20 protein-coding genes are annotated in these 19431 nt (G+C 62.5%); 8 read left to right on the forward strand and 12 right to left on the reverse strand.

All coding sequences use genetic code 11. The features are described from left to right. Positions 1–104: 104 nt before the first annotated feature. The gene (locus tag ACEPP2_RS12980) at positions 105–1124 is read left to right on the forward strand and encodes a GntR family transcriptional regulator (protein ID WP_395516853.1); all 1020 of its coding nucleotides are present in this window, start codon (positions 105–107) and stop codon (positions 1122–1124) included. Here the strand turns inward: ACEPP2_RS12980 and ACEPP2_RS12985 are convergent. The 4 genes from ACEPP2_RS12985 to ACEPP2_RS13000 all read right to left on the reverse strand — a co-directional run bounded on the left by ACEPP2_RS12985 (position 1121) and on the right by ACEPP2_RS13000 (position 6004). After that, complete coding sequence (locus tag ACEPP2_RS12985; RefSeq protein ID WP_395516854.1) at positions 1121–3250, reverse strand: Wzz/FepE/Etk N-terminal domain-containing protein; 2130 nt, start codon at positions 3248–3250, stop codon at positions 1121–1123. The two genes, ACEPP2_RS12980 and ACEPP2_RS12985, sit on opposite strands and share 4 nt — an antisense overlap. Positions 3251–3358: 108 nt before the next feature. Continuing rightward, positions 3359–4123: a metallophosphoesterase family protein gene (locus ACEPP2_RS12990; protein WP_395516855.1), complete on the reverse strand. Its 765-nt coding sequence runs from the start codon at positions 4121–4123 to the stop codon at positions 3359–3361. Between the two features lie 17 nt (positions 4124–4140). Continuing rightward, the gene (locus ACEPP2_RS12995; protein WP_395516856.1) at positions 4141–4773 is read right to left on the reverse strand and encodes a tetratricopeptide repeat protein; all 633 of its coding nucleotides are present in this window, start codon (positions 4771–4773) and stop codon (positions 4141–4143) included. A gap of 145 nt (positions 4774–4918) precedes the next feature. After that, positions 4919–6004: a DUF475 domain-containing protein gene (locus ACEPP2_RS13000; RefSeq protein WP_395516857.1), complete on the reverse strand. Its 1086-nt coding sequence runs from the start codon at positions 6002–6004 to the stop codon at positions 4919–4921. A 377-nt stretch (positions 6005–6381) separates the two neighbouring features. Here ACEPP2_RS13000 and rbfA point away from each other — a divergent pair, with 377 nt between their 5' ends. The 5 genes from rbfA (at position 6382) to ACEPP2_RS13025 (ending at position 11698) form a co-directional block, all read left to right on the forward strand. After that, complete coding sequence (gene rbfA, locus ACEPP2_RS13005; protein ID WP_052641012.1) at positions 6382–6792, forward strand: 30S ribosome-binding factor RbfA; 411 nt, start codon at positions 6382–6384, stop codon at positions 6790–6792. Positions 6793–6804: 12 nt separating this feature from the next. Then, on the forward strand, positions 6805–7737 hold the full coding sequence (truB, locus tag ACEPP2_RS13010; protein WP_395516858.1) for a tRNA pseudouridine(55) synthase TruB: 933 nt from the start codon (positions 6805–6807) through the stop codon (positions 7735–7737). Positions 7738–7891: 154 nt separating this feature from the next. Then, entirely contained in the window at positions 7892–8161 is a 270-nt protein-coding gene (gene rpsO, locus ACEPP2_RS13015; RefSeq protein ID WP_052641016.1) for a 30S ribosomal protein S15, read from the forward strand. A gap of 297 nt (positions 8162–8458) precedes the next feature. Next, positions 8459–10612: a polyribonucleotide nucleotidyltransferase gene (pnp, locus tag ACEPP2_RS13020; RefSeq protein ID WP_395516859.1), complete on the forward strand. Its 2154-nt coding sequence runs from the start codon at positions 8459–8461 to the stop codon at positions 10610–10612. A gap of 78 nt (positions 10613–10690) precedes the next feature. Then, entirely contained in the window at positions 10691–11698 is a 1008-nt protein-coding gene (locus ACEPP2_RS13025) for a class I SAM-dependent methyltransferase (RefSeq protein WP_395516860.1), read from the forward strand. A gap of 61 nt (positions 11699–11759) precedes the next feature. Here the strand turns inward: ACEPP2_RS13025 and fabI are convergent, their stop codons facing one another. From fabI to fabA, 3 genes are read right to left on the reverse strand one after another with little or no spacing between them, the layout of a single operon-like run. Continuing rightward, on the reverse strand, positions 11760–12566 hold the full coding sequence (fabI, locus tag ACEPP2_RS13030) for an enoyl-ACP reductase FabI (RefSeq protein WP_152336349.1): 807 nt from the start codon (positions 12564–12566) through the stop codon (positions 11760–11762). Between the two features lie 6 nt (positions 12567–12572). Beyond that, positions 12573–13796, reverse strand: a complete 1224-nt coding sequence (gene fabB, locus ACEPP2_RS13035) for a beta-ketoacyl-ACP synthase I (RefSeq protein WP_077548457.1) — start codon at positions 13794–13796, stop codon at positions 12573–12575. A 42-nt stretch (positions 13797–13838) separates the two neighbouring features. Beyond that, a complete protein-coding gene (gene fabA, locus ACEPP2_RS13040; protein ID WP_052641030.1) occupies positions 13839–14354 on the reverse strand; it encodes a 3-hydroxyacyl-[acyl-carrier-protein] dehydratase FabA in 516 nt (171 codons plus the stop codon). A 303-nt stretch (positions 14355–14657) separates the two neighbouring features. On the opposite strand from fabA, the gene irrA reads away from it, so the two are divergent. Then, on the forward strand, positions 14658–15074 hold the full coding sequence (gene irrA / locus ACEPP2_RS13045) for an iron response transcriptional regulator IrrA (RefSeq protein ID WP_077548614.1): 417 nt from the start codon (positions 14658–14660) through the stop codon (positions 15072–15074). A gap of 5 nt (positions 15075–15079) precedes the next feature. On the opposite strand, the gene ACEPP2_RS13050 is transcribed toward irrA, so the two are convergent. Further along, positions 15080–15718 carry a trimeric intracellular cation channel family protein gene (locus ACEPP2_RS13050; RefSeq protein WP_077548458.1) on the reverse strand — a complete coding sequence of 213 codons (639 nt, stop codon included), beginning with the start codon at positions 15716–15718 and terminating at the stop codon, positions 15080–15082. A 108-nt stretch (positions 15719–15826) separates the two neighbouring features. Between ACEPP2_RS13050 and ACEPP2_RS13055 the strand changes: the two genes are divergently transcribed. After that, positions 15827–16300 carry a hypothetical protein gene (locus ACEPP2_RS13055; protein WP_281977804.1) on the forward strand — a complete coding sequence of 158 codons (474 nt, stop codon included), beginning with the start codon at positions 15827–15829 and terminating at the stop codon, positions 16298–16300. A 3-nt stretch (positions 16301–16303) separates the two neighbouring features. Here ACEPP2_RS13055 and ACEPP2_RS13060 read toward each other — a convergent pair whose 3' ends face one another. From ACEPP2_RS13060 to ACEPP2_RS13075, 4 genes are all read right to left on the reverse strand, one after another. Next, complete coding sequence (locus ACEPP2_RS13060; protein WP_395516861.1) at positions 16304–17095, reverse strand: YdcF family protein; 792 nt, start codon at positions 17093–17095, stop codon at positions 16304–16306. A gap of 33 nt (positions 17096–17128) precedes the next feature. Beyond that, positions 17129–17848: a YoaK family protein gene (locus ACEPP2_RS13065; RefSeq protein WP_395516862.1), complete on the reverse strand. Its 720-nt coding sequence runs from the start codon at positions 17846–17848 to the stop codon at positions 17129–17131. Positions 17849–17963: 115 nt separating this feature from the next. After that, positions 17964–19175, reverse strand: coding sequence for a TIGR03862 family flavoprotein (locus tag ACEPP2_RS13070; protein WP_395516863.1), 1212 nt, complete (start codon positions 19173–19175; stop codon positions 17964–17966). Positions 19176–19219: 44 nt separating this feature from the next. Continuing rightward, on the reverse strand, positions 19220–19402 hold the full coding sequence (locus ACEPP2_RS13075; RefSeq protein WP_152341449.1) for a hypothetical protein: 183 nt from the start codon (positions 19400–19402) through the stop codon (positions 19220–19222). Positions 19403–19431 lie beyond the last annotated feature (29 nt).

Genomic DNA, 19431 nt, shown 5'->3' on the forward strand with positions numbered 1-19431 from the left:
CCCCGCTGCTGCATCTGCGAGCCTCCGTCGTTTGATGGCGGTCGCGCAAGCTGCTAAGCTCGATGTCGAGACAACCGTAGCTTGAACGATCCGGAGGAGGGGACATGGCTTCGGAGGGCGAGCCTGGCTCGCAAGCCCAGGGGGCAAAGACGGTGGCTGGGACAGTCCCCCGCCTTTACCAGCAGGTGTTTGAGATCGTCGCGGGACAGATTGTGCAGGGCGTGCTGGCGGAGGGCACACGGCTCAGCGAGTCGGGCCTGGCGGAGCAGTTCGGCATAAGCCGCGCACCCGCCCGGCAGGCGCTTTGCGAACTGGAACGGGAGGGCTTGCTGCTGAAGTCGTCCGGGCGCGGTTATCGGGTTGCAAAGCCGAAGGACAAGACCTTCGGTGACGGTGCGGCTGTCCCTGGCTCGGGTGACGAGATGCGCCTGACTCAGCTGGCGACCTGGGCCCGGATCTATGGTGAGGTGGAGAGCGAAATCGCGGCCCGGACGTCGTTCGCCGGGTGGAGGGTCAACGAGACGGAACTTGCCCGTTACTATGACGTCAGCCGTACCGTCGCACGGGACGTGGTCGCGCGGTTGCAGCAGAGGGGCCTGGTGCGAAAAGACGATCGCTCCCGGTGGATCGCCCCGGCGATGACGCCGGAGCATGTGGGTGAACTCTATGAGCTGCGCTGGCTGCTCGAGCCGGTGGCCCTGGAAAAGGCGGCATCCCGCCTGCCTCCGGAGCTTCTTCCGAAGATCCGGGAACGGCTGGACGCTGCGATCAGCAGCGCGGAGACGTTGACCGGCCCGGACCTCGACCGGCTGGAGGAGGACCTGCACGTTACGCTGCTTGGCCACTGCGAAAACAGCCCGATGATGCAGGCGATCAGCCTGCCGCAGGCCCTGCTGATCGCGCACAGATTCCTCTATCGGTGGATGCCGCGACTGTTCGGCGCCGAGCCATTCCTGCCCGAACATCTCGACATCGTCCAGAAGCTGGAGGCCGGCCACGTTACTGCTGCAGCAGACGCTCTTCGCCGGCATCTGCAGGTTTCGCGTGACCGCGCCATCGATCGGATCCACCGGGTGACCCAGGAGGTTCATCCGGAGGACCTTCCCTACCTGGAGAAGCTCTAGTCCACGTAATAGTCGGAATAGGAATAGTAGCCGAAGAGCTTGGCGCGCTCCTGCTGGTTCAGGACGGCAAGGATCGGTGTCCCTTCAGGCGCACTCTCGCGCAGCGCTGCCACGGCATGCTTGGCGCTGGCCTGAGGCGTAACAGCCCACCGAACGATGAACGTGATGACATCCGCCTGCCGCGCGAGATAGAGCCCGTCGACGACCGGTTCTACCGGCGGGGTGTCCAGGATGATGTAGTCGAAGTTGCGGCGTGCGACGGCGATCAGGCGTGCGATCTCCGGCCCCATGAACAGGTCGTCGGTGGGGAAACTGCTGCGTCGCCCGGACAGGAGCACGGTCAGGCCCGTCGGCTGATCCGTGACCGTGAGCTTGGGCAGCGAGGCTCCGGTTTCGGCACCCCGGAGAAACTCGACGAAACCGGTGCTCGGCTCCAGCCCGAGGTGGCGGTGGAGACTGGGCTTTCGCAGGTCACAGTCGATGAGCAGCGTCCGCTTGCCTGACAGCGCATAGGTCCGCGCCAGCGAAAGCGCCATGGTCGACTTGCCTTCATTGGGAAGCGCAGAGGAGACCATGATCACCGTGCCACCGCTGCCCTCCTCGCGGATCCCCTGCTTCTTGAACAGGTGCTGGTCGATCGCGACCCGGATGCGTCGCACCGACTCCGCAAACATCGAGAGGGGTGATCGAATGATGATGTCGGACAGGGTCTGGGCGCCCGTCTCCGCCTTGGTTTCCTCCGCTTCCCGCGGGGTGATGGATACAAGTGGCAGCCGCAGAACGGTCTCCACCTGGTCCTCACTCGTCAGTCCGCCCACGAAGTATTCGCGAACGAATGCGAGGCCGACGCCTAGGCCAAGCGCCATCATGAAGGCCAGGGGCAGGATCACGCCCTTCCGCGGATAGGACGGTTCGCGAGGCGGCGTGGCATTAGAGATGACGCCACTATCCGGAAGCTGAAGGGCAGCCAGGATGTCCATTCGGCCGGCCTGCATCGACAGGTCGTCAAAGTTCTTTTTCGCGCTCTGGACCTGATTGGCAAGGCTGTAGAGATCCCCGACCGCGGTGTCGGGAAGGTTGCTCCCCATCACGGCGTTGAGCAGGTTCGAGCGGATCGACGTCTCCTGCTGCTCGGCCGTTGCAAGCTGGCCACGGTACTGGTCCATTGCACGTGCGGCCTCGTTGCGGATCGACTCGGTGACGCGCTGCAGTTCGGCGCGCAGTTCGATCGCCTCGTTGGCGTCCGCCTGCGCAATCTGACCCGCAAGCTCTTCCTGGCGCTGTTGCAACTCCCTTGCGGCATCGGATTGAAGGTTCTGGAAAAGCGAAGCGTAGTCGTTCTGCCGGATGGTCTGGTCCAGCGTCTGAAGTCGCTGGAAATCCCGCTCGCGCTGGCTGCGGATACGGGTCAGCTCGTCGTAGAACATGCCGACGCTGGGCGACCCCTGCTCTCGCAGAAGTTCGATGTTCCGATCAATGAAAGTGTCGATGCTGCGGGAGGTGGATGTAAGCGTCTGCCTTGCCTGCTCGAGGGCCGGCTGGACTCGATCGCGCGCCTCCCGGATGGCCGCGACCTTGGTGTCCATCTGCTTCTGGATCGAAGCTTTCGCCACCGCATTGGCGAGTCGCGCTGCCTTTTCCGGGTCCTCGGACGTCACGGTGACATCGATCACATAGGTCATGCCACGCCGGCTCACCCTGACGGAGTCGCGGAAATTGTCCAGAACGTCGGCCGCGGCCTCCTCCGGTTCAGGCGCTGCGGCCGACTTGAGCCTGAGCAACTGCAATGCGCGGTCGGTCAAGGAGATCTTCACGCCGAACTCGTCGTCGGCCACGAGATTTTCGCTGTTGATGACGGAAAGAAGGATCTCATCCGTTCGGGTGATAACGACCTCGGTGTCCACCCGGGCATTGTCACTGCCCGAGTTACGGGTAGGTTCGTCGGCATCCAGGATTCCCTTGGCCGCCGTATCGACGAAGACCTGCGCCGATGCCGAGTAGCGGGGCTCTAGAGAATAGGTGATGATGGCCGCCAGTGCCGTCAGGCCCACCACGATCGAGAGGATGAGCCAGAGCTGCCGGCGGACAATGCCGAGGAGGCTACGGAGATCGATATCGCTTTGCATGCTCTTTCCCGAATGCGCGATGAATATGTGTCATCGAATCGAATGGCTTTTCAGGCGTTATCAATACAGGAAAGAGAAAACAGCACCATGCTCACTCGCCTTGTTTAGTTAACTCGCCGCAAGCTTAACTATGTCGTTGTTACGATCAATTCTGATGCAGGACAATAGACCGGTGGCATAAGCTCCCGTGTCGACATTGATCCTGCCCGGCGAAATCTCCACGTCATCGACCGGCGTATGCCCGTGTACTACGATGACGTTCGCGGGCGATGTGGTATCGGGCGAAGGCCGCAGCCACAGGAGATCTTCGTCGGCCTGCTCTTCCAGCGGGACGCCGGACCGGATGCCGCCGTGGACGAAAACAAAGCCGGGGACGGCTAGCAGCGACGGCGCCGTCTGGAGAAAGTCGACATGCTCGGACGGCACATGGCTTTCCAGCAGTGCCTTCATCGAGGAGGATCGCTCTGCTATCTCGTAGAGGCCGTAGGAGCGAAGTGTGTCGTGCCCGCCGAGGCCCAGCCAGAAGTGGTTGGGATCGGGAGCCGCCAGATAGGACAGCATGAGCTGCTCGTGATTGCCGGCAAGGCAGAAACGCCTGAAGCCGGCGGGTGGCCTCGACAGCAGATGATCCAGCACAGCGGCACTTTCCGGTCCGCGGTCGACATAGTCGCCAAGCAGGACGATCCACTTATCTCCTTCACACCCCTCGGCATCTGCGGCGATGATCCTTTCCATCTTGCGCAGGAGCGACATGCAGCCATGGACATCGCCGATGACGTAGATCAACTCCGGACGCCGGTCGAAGAAGAGCTTCTGCCGTCCTTGTGATCGATCGTTCCTGGCAGGAAGAAGACGCCGGAGCAGTTGCTTCACGATCAGGTCTCCCAAACCTAGCGCAGCACGCTGCGCACGTTTTGGAGGAATGCCCGCTGCCGATCGGGAGGCAGGCGTTCGACGATCTGGATGATCCGTTCCCTGAACTCCTCATTGGACGCATAGCGCGCCGCAAGCGTTCGCGTTCCGCGGGGGCTGTTCGCCAGCAGGGTCAGGTCGGCCTCATGAAGGCGGCGGCTTTCCTCGTCGAGTTCCGCGTACATTTCTTCCGCCAGGCGTGTGCGGTTCTCCGCCAGCCACTGCTCGTTCGGGCCGAGTTCACGAGACTTGCGGTAGCTTGCGAGGAAAGCATCCGTTTCGCCCAGGCGGGCATGAGCAAGCGCTTTTACGTACCACGCATGCGCATTGCTCGGCATGGTGGCCGTCATGCTGTCGCTGAGCCTTTCGCAGGATCGCGCGACGGCAGCGGCCTTCTCCGGTGTTTCGACCCGGCGAAGGTTCAGCAAGGCGTAGGTACAGTCGATAAGCGTGATCTTCTTGGAGTAGCTGGACGGGCCGTATGGCGGGGGCCGCGAAGCGATCTGATTGAAGAAGCTCGGCTCTGTCCGCTGTGGCTGCAGGAGGACATCGAGTTCCTGCGAGAGTATGGCAAGGCTCCCCAATGCGGCGATGAGGCAGGCAAAGGACATGGAAAACAACTTTAGCTGACGCATCCGGGCCCTTTGGGAGGAACTTGCGACCTCTAGTGCCGTAATCCGCCCGGCCCTGTCAAACCAATAGTTGTCAAAGCTGCGTGAAGCAAAGGCGGAGGTCCTTTGCTTCACGCCCTCGCCGTCAGATTTCCCCGCTTGCCAAGTCCGTATCGCGGACACGTTCCTGCCGGTTGTGCCGGATCGAGGACCAGAGCGACAGGCCTATGAGGCTTGCGCCGCCGAGACCGGTGATGACCTCCGGGATGTGGTATAGCGTCTGCACATACATGATCACCGAAAGAATGAGGATCGCGTAGAACGCGCCATGCTCGAGGTAGCGGTAGTGTGTGAGCGTCTGCTTCTCCACCAGCATGATCGTCATCGAGCGGACATACATGGCGCCGATGCCAAGGCCGATCGCGATGATGAAGAGGTTCTGCGTCAATGCAAACGCACCGATCACTCCGTCGAACGAGAAGCTGGCATCCAGCACCTCGAGATAGATGAAGGCGCCGAGGCCGCCCCTTGCCGCTTCAGACATGGCTCGCTGCGAGGCGTCGAGCAGCCCGCCCAGCAATTCGACAACCAGGAAGGTGATCAGACCGTAGATTGCCGAGGTCAGGAAAGTGTAGGAGTTCTCCCCGTCGAGAATGTTCGAGAAGATCAGGATCAGCGCCAGCACGAAGGCGATTTCCACGCCCTTGATGGTCGCGTAACGCGACATGTACTTCTCCAGCACCACCACCCAGTGGATGTCTTTCTCGTGGTTGAAGAAGTAGGTGAGCCCGACCATCATCAGGAAGGTGCCGCCGAAGGCCGCGATCGGCAGGTGCGCGTCATGCATGATGCGGGCATATTCGTCCGGTTGGACGGCTGCCAGCACGATCGCATCGATCGGTCCGATGCCCGCGGCGATCACCACGATCAGCAGCGGGAAGACGATACGCATCCCGAAGACCGCGATCAGGATGCCCCAGGTCAGGAAGCGCCGCTGCCAGACAGGGGTCATGTCCTTCAGCTTGTTGGCGTTGACAATCGCGTTGTCGAAGGAGAGCGAGATTTCCAGCACCGCCAGAACGGCGCAGATGAAGAAGATCGTCAACATGCCGCTGACGGTTCCCGTCATCTGCCATCCAAGCACGCCGCCGAGAAGAAGGCCGACAACGGTGACGATGATCGACCACTTCAGGTAGCCGAACAATGAGGTTTGCGATTGTACCTGGTTCACTTGCTGCCCTCCTTTAGGAAGGCCGCGTAGGAAGGCAGTCGAGCAGCCGAAGCCATTCCGGCATCGCTGCAGGCTAGAAGCACATGTGTCATGGACATAAAAAATCCGCCGGCTTATTTGCAGGCGGTACCGACATCGCGAGAGCGCCGTAGTACTCTCGCCAGAGGGGCCCGGCACCGGGTTCTGATCCGCGCCGCTTTTCTGCCGGCTCGGAGAAGCAGACGTAGTTGGGCATTTCTTGCGTCACGTCAAGAGCAGAGCGGACGCGCAGTCCTTGACCTTTGCGGTCTGACGATGCATTTGAGCCTGGAAAACCGTGAAGCGCGGCGCGACAGGCCAGGAGCCAGACGCCAGAGCCGCGCGAAAGAGATACAAGAATGGCAAAAGCAACCTCCTCGGCGCCGTCCCAGCGCATGCTTCGCGTTGGTGAGCAGGTGCGCGCCGCAATCACCCAGGTGCTGCAGCGGGGCGAGGTGCGCGACGATCTCCTGGAGAAGACCGTCATTTCGGTTTCCGAAGTGCGTATGTCGCCCGACCTCAAGATCGCCACCGCCTATGTGACGCCCCTCGGCCTGCCGGATCACCAGGCGGTCATCGACGCGTTGAACCGCAATGCGAAATTCATTCGTGGCCGGCTCGGTGGCCAGCTGCGGCAGATGAAATACATGCCGGAAGTCCGGTTCCGGGACGATACCAGCTTCGACAACTACAAGAAGATCGACCAGCTGCTGCGATCCCCGGAGGTGAGGCGCGACCTCGACGCTCCGGCCTCCGAAGACGAAGAATAAGAAAAGCAATCCATGTCAAAGCCTCGCAAGCCCAAGGGCCGCCCGGTATCGGGCTGGCTCATCCTCGACAAGCCCGTTGACTTCGGTTCGACCGAAGCCGTCTCCAAGATCAAGTGGCTGTTCAATGCCCAGAAGTGCGGTCATGCAGGCACGCTCGACCCATTGGCGTCGGGAATGCTGCCCATTGCGGTCGGCGACGCCACCAAGACGGTTCCCTATGTCATGGATGGTCGCAAGGTCTACGAGTTTACCGTGACCTGGGGCGAGGAGCGGCTGACGGACGACCTCGAAGGCGAGGTCACGCACACGTCCGACAAGCGGCCGACCGAGGAGGATATCCTCGCCCTGTTGCCACGCTATACGGGCGTGATCAGCCAGGTTCCGCCGCAGTTCTCGGCAATCAAGATCGCCGGCGAACGGGCCTACGACCTTGCACGCGACGGGGAGGTGGTCGAAATCCCCTCCCGCGAGGTGGAGATTCATCGACTGACTCTGATTGGCTGCCCCGACGCGCATACTGCCCATTTCGAGGTCGAGTGCGGAAAGGGGACCTATGTACGGGCACTGGCACGCGACTTCGGCCGTGATCTCGGATGCTTCGGCCATATCTCCGGCCTGCGGCGCACCTTCGTCGCACCGTTCGGGGAAGATCGCATGGTGCCGCTCGCCGACCTCGCGGCGCTCGAGACGATCGAGGATCGGGAGGAACGTCTTGCAGCGCTCGACGCCCACCTGATCGATACTGCCGAGGCACTCTCGAACCTTCCGCATCTTGCGGTGACGGACGACCAGGCGCATCGCCTGCGGATGGGAAATCCGGTGATCGTTCGGGGACGTGATGCCCCGCTTGCCGAGCCGGAAGCCTATGCGACCGCCCGGGGACGGCTGGTTGCGATTGGCGAGATCGGGCAGGGTGAGTTCCGGCCCAAGCGCGTCTTCGGCTGAGACGACGCTGGGCCCTTCCATTTGCGGGGCATATGGAGTATAGGCACCGCCAGCATCGGGTGCCACAGGCATCCCTTTTGCTTTCACGGCCATGGCTGGACGACATCCCGGCCACAGGCGACCCAATGATCCTCACCAAGAAAGGACCTGTCCGATGTCGATTACTGCCGAGCGCAAGGCTGCGCTGATCAAGGAATACGCAACCGTCGAAGGCGACACCGGTTCTCCGGAAGTCCAGGTTGCGATCCTGACGGAGCGCATCAACAACCTGACGGAACACTTCAAGGGCCACAAGAAGGATAACCATTCCCGCCGTGGTCTGCTCGCGATGGTTTCCAGCCGCCGCTCGCTTCTTGACTATCTCAAGAAGAAGGACGAAGGCCGCTACACCAAGCTGATCGCCAGCCTGGGTATCCGCCGCTAAGACGCTTCATGGCGGGCGCCTCGCAGGAGACGCCCGCCATTCTTATCTTCGGGCAGCCGAAGAGGTCCGCATGGACCGCCTGACGAACCGGATGGGCCGGCTTCGTCAAATCAACCGCTGACCTGCCATGGGGCAGGATTGCCGGATGCTTTCGCCAGGCTTTGGTCTGGCTCTCGACGGGATGGCCCGGCCATCCCGCAAACCGAAAGCCTCCCGTTGTCTTGCCCGTGTCACGTCAACAATGCGCAGGCCATTCCGTCGTCCGACAAATGATGGCCGCGCCACGAAGGACAAGACATGTTCAATACACACTCTGTCGAAATCGAGTGGGCAGGCCGCCCGCTCAAGCTGGAAACCGGCAAGATAGCCCGCCAGGCGGACGGTGCCGTACTCGCCACCTACGGCGAGACCGTCGTTCTTGCGACCGTCGTTTCCGCCAAGGCGCCGAAGCCGGGCCAGGACTTCTTCCCGCTGACCGTCAACTACCAGGAAAAGACCTATGCCGCCGGCAAGATCCCGGGCGGCTACTTCAAGCGTGAAGGTCGTCCGTCGGAGAACGAGACCCTCGTTTCCCGCCTGATCGACCGCCCGATCCGTCCGCTCTTCCCCGAAGGTTACAAGAACGACACGCAGGTCGTTGTCACGGTCATCCAGCATGACTTGGAAAACAACCCCGACATCCTCTCCATGGTTGCCACCTCGGCAGCGCTGACGCTTTCCGGCGTTCCCTTCATGGGCCCGATCGGCGGCGCGCGCGTTGGCTACATCAACGGCGAATACGTGCTGAACCCGCATCTCGACGAGATGGACGAGTCGAGCCTCGACCTCGTCGTGGCCGGCACGCAGGATGCCGTCTTGATGGTTGAATCCGAAGCCAAGGAACTGAACGAAGACGTCATGCTCGGCGCCGTCATGTTCGGCCATCGCGGCTTCCAGCCGGTGATAGACGCGATCATCAAGCTGGCCGAAGTGGCTGCCAAGGAGCCGCGCGACTTCCAGCCGGAAGACTATTCCGAACTTGAAGCCGAGATGCTGAAGCATTTTGAGGCTGAGCTGCGCGACGCCTACAAGATCACCCAGAAGGCAGATCGCTACGCCGCCGTCGACGCCGTCAAGGCCAAGGTGAAGGCGCACTTCTTCCCGGAAGGCGTAGAGCCGAAGTACTCGGCGGAAGTTATCGGCGGCGTGTTCAAGCACCTGCAGGCCAAGATCGTTCGCTGGAACATCCTCGACACCAAGAGCCGTATCGACGGCCGCGATCTGGAAACCGTTCGCCCGATCGTATCGGAAGTCGGCATCCTGCCGCGCACCCACGGTTCGGCCCTGTTCACCCGCGGCGAAACCCAGGCGATCGTGGTTGCGACGCTGGGCACCGGCGAAGACGAGCAGTATGTCGACTCACTGACTGGCATGTACAAGGAGCGCTTCCTGCTCCACTACAACTTCCCGCCCTACTCGGTTGGTGAAACGGGCCGCATGGGTTCCCCGGGTCGTCGCGAGATCGGCCACGGCAAGCTCGCCTGGCGCGCCATTCGCCCGATGCTGCCGACCGCTGAGCAGTTCCCCTACACGCTGCGTGTCGTTTCGGAGATCACCGAATCCAACGGGTCGTCCTCCATGGCAACCGTCTGCGGCACCTCGCTTGCGCTGATGGATGCCGGCGTTCCGATCGCAAAGCCGGTGGCCGGTATCGCCATGGGCCTGATCCTCGAAGGTGAACGCTTCGCCGTTCTCTCCGACATTCTCGGCGACGAGGACCATCTCGGCGACATGGACTTCAAGGTGGCGGGTACGGCCGACGGCATCACCTCGCTGCAGATGGACATCAAGATCGCGGGCATCACCGAAGAGATCATGAAGGTCGCACTCGGCCAGGCGCAGGGTGGCCGCAAGCACATCCTCAACGAAATGGCCAACGCCATCACGGAAAGCCGTGGGCAGCTGGGCGAATTCGCTCCACGCATCGAAGTGATGAACATCCCGGTCGACAAGATCCGCGAAGTCATCGGCTCGGGCGGCAAGGTCATCCGCGAAATCGTGGAAAAGACCGGCGCCAAAATCAACATCGAGGACGACGGCACCGTCAAGATCGCCTCGTCCTCCGGCAAGGAGATCGAGGCAGCCCGCAAGTGGATCCATTCGATCGTTGCGGAACCGGAAATCGGCGCCGTCTACGAAGGAACGGTCGTCAAGACCGCCGACTTCGGCGCCTTCGTCAACTTCTTCGGTGCGCGTGATGGCCTCGTGCACATCTCGCAGCTCGCAGCCGACCGCGTTGCAAAGACGACCGACGTCGTCAAGGAAGGCGACAAGGTCTGGGTGAAGCTGATGGGCTTCGACGAGCGCGGCAAGGTTCGCCTGTCCATGAAGGTCGTCGACCAGACGACCGGCCAGGAGATCCCGCAGGAGAAGAAGGAAAAGAAGAGCGAAGGCGGCGAAGCTGCCGAGTAAGGTTCTTCTTTCCTGAAGCATCGAGGCGCGGGATGGTTTCCGCGCCTTTTCTTTATCCATTTTCGAAGGTCAGCCGCGATGAGCCGAGATGCCCTGAAGACACTCTTCCATCCTTTCGCCACCGGAGCAGTCCCGGTCCCGCTGGCAGGCGAGCGTGTTCTCTTCCTGGGGGCGGAAGCCGGGCTGGGCTTTCCTGAAGGGTTCGCAGCGCAGGTGACGGCGGTACAGCCGTTCCGTCCTATGTTCCGCTTCCTGCCGGAAGGGACCCTTCCCGTAGCCGAGGGGCACGACTATGACATGGCTCTTGTCCTGTGCGGCAAGCACAAGGGCGAGAACGAGAACCGTATGGCGGAAGCGCTGGAGCGCGTCAGGCAAGGCGGGATGATCATCGTTGCCGGCGGCAAGGAGGATGGTATCCAGCCCTTGCGAAACACGCTGCTCAAGCTCGGCATACAGCTCGACTATACCCCGAAGTATCATGGGGTGGCGATCTGGCTGGCGCGACCGCAGGATGCGACGGCTGCCATTCAGGCGCTGAAGAAGCCGCCGGTCACGGTGGAAGGCCGCTTCCAGGCCGCACCGGGGATGTTCTCCCATGACCGCGTTGATCCGGGCTCCGAGCTTCTCGCGGAGCGGCTGCCGACCGACTTCGACGGCAATGCCGCGGATTTCGGTGCAGGGTGGGGCTACCTCACCGTGCGCCTGGCGGAGCAGGCTCCACGCGTCAACCGCATCGATCTCTTCGAGGCGGACTATAAGGCGCTGGAGTTCGCCAGGGTGAACGTCGCTCGCAATTGTCCGAACCTCAATGCGCGGTTCTTCTGGCAAGATCTCGCCGTGGAGCCACCCAAGGAGAAATACGACCTGGTGATCATGAACCCGCCCTTCCACGAGGCGCAGGCGGCCGATCCCGAACTGGGCAAGGCAATGATCCGCACCGCCGCATCGGCGCTCAGGGGCAATGGCAGGCTGATGCTGGTCGCCAATCGCGGCCTGCCTTACGAGCCGGTCCTGAAGGAAGAGTTCAGGGAGAGTGGCGAAACCTGCCGCAACGCACGCTTCAAGGTGCTGTGGGCGAGGAAGTAGAAGGCGTCAACCAATGAAAGCCCTGCATGAATGCCGGGCTTTCATTGAGTCCTTCCGAGGACTACTCAACGTCCGCCTTGCGGAGCCGCTCGAGCGTCGGCAGCGACGTGATATTGTAGCCCGCGTCGACGAAATGGATTTCGCCCGTCACGCCGCGCGAGAGATCCGACAGCAGGTAGAGCGCCGATCCACCGATGTCCTCGATGGTCGCCGTGCGCCGCAGGGGTGCGTTCTTCTGGTTCCAGGAATACATGGCGCGGGCGTCGGAAATACCGGCGCCGGCGAGGGTGCGGACGGGGCCGGCGGAAATCGCGTTGACGCGGATGTCTTGCGGACCGTAGTCAGCTGCCAGATAGCGCACCGAGGCCTCAAGCGCAGCCTTGGCCACACCCATGACGTTATAGTTGGGAATGACGCGCGTGGAGCCGCCATAGGTCAGCGTCAGCATCGAGCCGCCCTCGGTCATCAGACCCGCGGCGCGTTTGGCGACCTCCGTGAAGGAGAAGCAGGAGATGACCATGGTGCGCGAGAAATTGTCCCGCGTGGTATCGGCATAGAGCCCCTTGAGCTCGTTCTTGTCTGAAAAGCCGATCGCGTGGACGAGGAAGTCGAGCTTGCCCCAGCGCTCGCGGATGGCTTCGAAGGTAGCGTCAACGGAGGCGATGTCTTCGACGTCGCACGGCAGCAGGAAATCAGAGCCGACTTCAGCGGCGAGCGGCTTTACCCGCTTGCCAAGGGCCTCGCCCTGGTAAGTGAAGGCGAGTTCGGCCCCCTGGGACGCAACTGCCTTCGAGATACCCCACGCGATGGAGTGATTGTTCGCGACCCCCATGATCAGGCCGCGCTTCCCCTGCATGAACCCTGTCATGAAATTCTACCCGTTGTAGCGCTGGAAAACGAGCGTGGCGTTGGTGCCGCCGAACCCGAAGGAATTGGAAAGGACCGTGTCGATCTTCGCATCGTCGATGCGCTTGCGCACGATCGGGACACCCTCGAACTCCGGATCGAGCGTCTGGATGTGCGCGCTTTCACCGATGAACTTCTCCTGCATCATCAACAGGCCATAGATCGATTCCTGTACGCCAGCGGCACCGAGCGAGTGGCCGGTCAGCGACTTGGTGGACTGGATGTGGGGGATCCTGTCGCCGAAGACTTCGCGGATCGCGCCGATTTCCTTGGAATCACCGACCGGCGTCGAAGTGCCGTGGGTGTTGATGTAGTCGACGTCTCCCTTCACCGTGGACAGCGCCTGCCGCATGCAGCGGACAGCGCCTTCGCCTGAAGGAGCCACCATGTCGTAACCGTCGGAGGTGGCGCCATAGCCGACGATCTCGGCATAGATCCTGGCGCCGCGCGCCTTGGCATGCTCCAGTTCCTCGAGAACGAGGACCCCCGCACCCCCTGCGATGACGAAGCCGTCGCGATCGACGTCATAGGCACGCGAGGCGCTTGCCGGCTGGTCATTGTACTTCGTGGACATCGCGCCCATTGCGTCGAAGAGGTTAGACATGGTCCAGTCGAGGTCTTCGTGGCCGCCGGCGAACATCAGGTCCTGCTTGCCCCACTGGATCATCTCCGCGGCATTGCCGATGCAATGGGCCGAGGTGGAGCAGGCCGACGAGATCGAATAGTTCACGCCATGGATCTTAAACCAGGTCGCAAGCGTCGCCGATGCCGTCGAGGACATGGCCTTCGGCACGGCAAACGGCCCGATTCGCTTCGGGCTGCCGTTCTTGATGGTGATGTCGGCCGCTTCGATGAGGGTGCGGGTCGACGGCCCGCCTGACCCCATGATGATGCCCGCGCGCTCGTTCTCGCTGTAGTCCTTCTCATCGAGACCGGAATCCGCAATCGCCTGCTTCATGGCGACGTGGTTCCAGGCACCGCCTTGCGACAGGAAGCGCATGGCGCGACGGTCGACGAGATCGGTCGGATCGAGGTCGGGCCGGCCCCACACCTGGCAGCGGAAGCCGTGGTCGGCGAAATCCTGTGAGAAGGAGATGCCCGACTTTGCCTGGCGGAGAGATTCGGTGACTTGGGAAGCGTCGTTTCCGATGGAGGACACGATGCCGAGACCCGTGACAACAACCCGTCTCATCTTGATGACCTTTTCTGCTTGATGCCGCGCCGGTGCCGTAGCTCAGGCGGCCTTTTCCTTCGACAGGCCGACACGCAGGTCGGTTGCCTGATAGATTGTTTCCCCGTCCGCCTTGACCCAGCCGTCGGCGATGCCGAGCACCAGGCGACCGCGCATGACGCGCTTGAAGTCGATGCCGTATTCGAGAAGCTTCGTGTGCGGACGAACCATGCCCTTGAACTTCACCTCACCGGTGGACAGAGCCATGCCGCGACCTTCCTCGCCCAGCCAGCCGAGGTAGAAACCAGTAAGCTGCCACATGCCATCCAGGCCGAGACAGCCCGGCATGATCGGGTTGCCCTGGAAGTGGACCGGGAAGTACCAGTCGTCCGGATGGACGTCGTACTCGGCGCGGATGTAGCCCTTGCCGAACTCGCCGCCGGTCTCCGAAACATCGGTGATCCGGTGCACCATCAGCATGGGGGGCAGGGGTAGCTGGGCATTGCCCGGCCCGAACAATTCCCCCCGGCCGCAGGCGAGGATTTCATCGTAAGAGAAGCTTGACTGTCTTTCCGTCATCAAAGTTTGGTTCCCTCGTGCCGAGCCAGATCATTATGACAGGGACGGCGGAAATTGAAGCACAACCATGTCCGTAGCGAAAGCGTATACGGTAGACCGGACGATCTCGGCGGACAGCATTCATGGGACCGCATATAGGAAGCTTGGCCCGCAAGCCAGAGGTCGACGACGAAAATGCTCGTTTTTGGGAGGCTCCTGCCCGGGGCCCAAGCACTGCGCACCCTATTGAAAGCGGGGCCGGCAAAAGTTATATCCGAAACTCAAGATAGTATGTCACAGACAGTGATGGGGCGTGTTGGCAGTATGGCAGGGGCTTTGTTCAGCATAGAGACGAAGTTGCGCGATTGCGGCTTGCGGCCGACGCGCCAGCGCATCGCCCTCGCCGAATTGCTTTTCGCCAAGGGTGACCGCCACCTGACGGTGGAAGAACTGCACGAGGAGGCAATTGCCGCCGATGTGCCGGTCTCGCTCGCCACGGTTTACAATACGCTGCACCAGTTCACGGAAGCAGGGATGATCCGCGTGCTGGCGGTCGAGGGCGCCAAGACCTACTTCGACACCAACGTCTCCGACCACCATCACTTCTTCATAGAGGGCCGCAACGAGGTCCTGGACATCCCCGTCAGCAATATCGAGATCGGCAACCTGCCGCCCGCTCCGGAAGGGATGGAAATCTCCTATGTCGATGTCGTGATCCGGCTCCGCGAGAAGAAGAGCTAGATTTCTCAGCGTTTGCCGATGACATCTTCCGGATCGCGCCCGGCTCTCGGCCGGTACCGCGGGATGGTCCACCCGTAGCGAATCCCTCCGCCACGCAGCCCAAATGCAACGACGAAACCCGCGGCCGAGCTTGCAAGCGACGGCATGCCCAGGACTTCGAGCAGGGTGAAGGCCCCGGCGCCGGCAAGTGCGGCGGAAATATAGACCTCTGAGCGCAGGAGAACGGAAGGTTCGTCGGCCAGCGTGTCGCGGAGGATGCCGCCGCATGTGGCCGTCAGGACGCCTGTCACGATGGCGATCGATGCCGAGCCCGTCGAGGCGAGCCCAATGGCGGCACCCATCACGCTGTAGGCTGAAAGTCCGACTGCGTCGAGCCAGAGCAGCAGCCGGTATCGCCACTCGACGAGATGGGCCGCGAAGAACACGACGACACCGGTGGCGACGCAGGCGAGGATGTAGGCCGGATCGACGACCCAGAAAACGGGCGTTCGTCCCAGAACAAGGTCCCGGAGCGTTCCGCCGCCGACGCCGGTCAGCGCCGCGAAGAAGAGGAAGCCGATGATGTCGAGCTGCTTGCGCGAGGCTGCCAGTGCGCCAGTCGCGGCAAAGACCACCACACCGGCGTAGTCCAGTATGTAGAGCACGTCTCACCCTCCAGCGTCGCGCAAGTGCCATGCGTTAGCACGGCTTCATGTATTTGGTCTTCTTACGCGCGTCGCGCGAGGAGGCGAAGGGGTTAGGAGCCAATGCCCGTGAAAAAGCATCTGATCATCGCCGCGCAGGTCCTAGCGCTGGCGCTCGTACCGACGGCAGCACCGGCGCAGCAGCAGTTGTTGAACGATCCGGAGATCTACGAGAAGGATCACTTCCGCAAACAGTGCAAGATCGCCCAGTTCGGCAGCGGCTTCATGACCCGGCTGGACATCAACAATGACGGCATTGTCGATGCCGTCAGCAATCATGGCGAGATCACCTGCGACGGGACGCGCGGCCCGGACTGCAATGAAGACGGTTGCCCCTACAACTTCTATCTGCGAGCCAAGGAGGGCGGCTACTTCATGATCGCCACCGCCCGTGTCTACGGCTACGATTTCATCAAGCGCTTTGGCAACATGGTCTTCGTGATGAAGATGCACCCGCGCTTCTGCGAGCGCACGGACGACAAGCCCTGCGAGATGACCGTCCGCGTGCGCGGCGGACGCTTCGTGACGATCTCGCGGAAGTAGCAGTCATTCAGCGGGGAAGACGCTGTCGATGCGCCCGGTGGCATAGTAACCGAGCAGGCCCAGCCACTCACGCACCGCAGTCGAGGTCAGCTGCGCGTTCGAGGTAGGCTGGGTGAAGTCGAAGCCGAGGCGCAAGATGCCGCTCGTTCGGTAGTCGACCGGCCAGGGTGTAACGGGTATGCCTGCCCTTCGGAAGAGCCCCATCGACCGCGGCATGTGAAAGGCGGAGGTCACCAGGAGGCAGTCCGTGATGCCTTCTCGCGCCAGAAGGTCCTTTGTCTGCTGCGCATTTTCATAGGTGGTGCGTGAAGCGTTCTCTTTCACCAGTCGATCCGGCGGGATGCCGAATGCAGAGAACAGGCGCTCCGATGCACTGGCCTCGCCTTCGTAGGCGCCGCTGATCGACCCGTCGCCGCCAGACACCAGGATGCGGGCTCCAGGATGACGGAGCGCAAGCCGAAGCGGCTCGACGAATCGTTCGGCCGCCTGGTTGAACTCCACGCCGCCGCGGCTGGTGGTGACCTCGTTTTCCATGGCGCCGCCGAGGATGAGGATACAGCTCACCTCCCGCGGCTCCTCCGACGGCTTCGAAAATCTCGCTTCCAGCACCTGCAGGGCAACGCCGCCTGCCGTCGTATAGAGCGTCACGAAAAGGACGAGAGCGGCAAGCGCTGCCGCAATCCCGCCGGTACGGCGAAAGCCGGTAAACGTCAGCAAGGCACCGAGGGTCGCGAGCAGGAAGGCAAGGGAGAGCGGCTGGACTGCGAGCCAGAAGAGCTTGGAGAAGATGAACATGGTCAGATCTGTCGCCGTATTTGTTCTGCGCTGTCAACGCCGCCGCCGGCCTTTCGGCAGGATCGGTTGCTGGAAATGCAGATGAAGCGGGCGCGGCAGGAAGACGGTTGCGATGGCGATGGTCACGATGCCGATCACCACGGCCCACAATGCATCCTTGCCGAGCCAATTGGTCAGGAAGGCGCCTGAGACCGCACCGCCGGCCATGCCGCTCCACGGGATCGTCTGTATGACCCAACCTGTCGGATTGCGGTCGCCGACGATCCACCGGCCGACCCCCCGCCCGAACCGGGACAGCGCCCCGGTGATATAGGTCAGGCCGATCGGCAGGCCCTCGATGTGCTCCACCGTGGCGTTGATCATGCCCATTGCCAGGATGATGAGGTAGAACTGGATGCGACGATAGCTTTCGTCGGGGAGCAGGGCCGCGACCGCGACGACAAGAGCGACGCTGGCGAGGACGGCGAAGGTCCGGCGCGTGGAGAGCGTATGGGCGATGATGATGCCCAGCGCATTGCCGATGATGAAGACCCAGAGTGCCGCGAGCAGGACGATCGCATGCCCATAGTTGCCGTCGGCGAAGGAGAGCGCGGCGCGCGTCGTGTTGCCCGTCATGAACGATACGAAGTTGCCGGTAAGCATAAGACCGACGGCATCGGTCATTCCTGCAATGAAGGAAATGGCCGCGACGAGCATCAGCCCCGTTACGGTGCGTCTGGTGCTGACGAGATGTCGGCGTCTGGTAAGCGTCATGTGCAGTCGACCCTGGAGCGTCGGTAAGCGTAGGTCGTTGCACCCTAGCCTCGCATCGAGGCTGGATGGAAGCCGCTTCGTCTATGACCGGTTGCCGCGGACACCGGCCGCTTCCTCAGCGACTGGCGAGCCACTCCTCGATACCGCGCGCGGCAGCCCGTCCGGTGGCAAGGCAGGCGGTGAGAAGGTAGCCGCCGGTCGGGGCCTCCCAGTCGATCATCTCGCCGGCAGCGAACACCCCAGGAAGTTGCTTCAGCATGAACGTCTCGTCGATCGCAGCCCAGGCGATGCCACCCGCAGACGAGATCGCCTCCTCGATCGGTCGTGGCCGCAGGAGCGGGATCGGCAGCGCCTTGATGCGGGAGGCGATCGTCTCTGCATCGAGGAGGGAGGCATCCGGAACGCACTCCCGTAGCAGCGCGGCCTTCACGCCGTCCAGCCCCGTTGCCTTGCGCAGCCGGTTGGCGAAGCTTGCCTTGCGGTCCTGTCGAGCGAGATCGCGGGCAAGCCGGCCCTCTGTTCGCCCGGGCGCGAGATCGACTACGAGCGCTGCTCCGCCTGTCAGCTCCAGCTGGTCGCGCAGCGCTGCGGCATGAGCATAGACGAGGCTGCCTTCGATGCCATGCCGCGAGATGACGAATTCCCCCTGGATCGTGCCGGCCTCTGATGTCGCGGTCACTGATTTGACCGGGGATCCAGCGAACCGTTCGCGGAAGGCGTCGCTCCAGGCGACGTCGAAACCGCAATTGGCGGGGCGGAAGGGAATGATCCGGACGTTGCGCGCCTTCAGCCACGGCACCCAGGCGGCATCGGAGCCGAGGCGTGGCCAGCTGGCGCCGCCGAGGGCGAGAAGGCATGCGTCCGCGCGAACGAGCAAGGGGCCGGCCGCGGTGTCGAACGCATATCCGCCATTCTCGAACCCGATCCAGCAGTGGCGCGGCATGAGCCGGACCCCCTGGTGCTCCAGCCGGCGCAGCCAGGACCGCAGCAGCGGCGAAGCCTTCATGACCCTCGGGAATACACGCCCCGAGCTTCCCACGAAGGTTTCCGTACCGAGACCTTGGGCCCAGTTGCGGATGTCCTGCGGGGGAAAATCATCCAGTGCCGGGCGCAGCCGCGCGGTGGCGCTGCCGAAGCGGGTTCGGAACGTATCGTATTCTTCCGAGTGGGTAATGTTGAGACCGGACTTGCCCGCGAGCAGGAACTTGCGGCCGAACGTCGGCATGGCCTCGAAAACCGTGACGTCGCAACCGGAAGCCGACAAAACTTCGGCGGCCATGAGGCCCGCGGGTCCGCCGCCGATGATCGCGATGGTCTTGCCTTTCATTCGCGCCGTCTAGCATGGCCGGCGCGGCAAGGGGAGGTGGTTTGTCAGCCGGCGCCGCCAACCGGCGTCAGCACCTTGCCGGTCCCGCCGCAGTCCGGGCACTCGGAGCCATCGATCCGCCCGGAGCCCGAGCAGCGGCGGCACGTATTCTCCGCCGCATTGGGTGTGCCGGGCGGCACGGCATCTGAATTTCTGTGGTTTGGGTCGCGAGGCTCGCTATCACTCATGATCGATCCTTCCGTTGAAGAACGGCCGG

Origin of the sequence: Pseudorhizobium flavum, from assembly GCF_044142885.1 — a bacterium.
GTDB lineage: Bacteria > Pseudomonadota > Alphaproteobacteria > Rhizobiales > Rhizobiaceae > Neorhizobium > Neorhizobium flavum.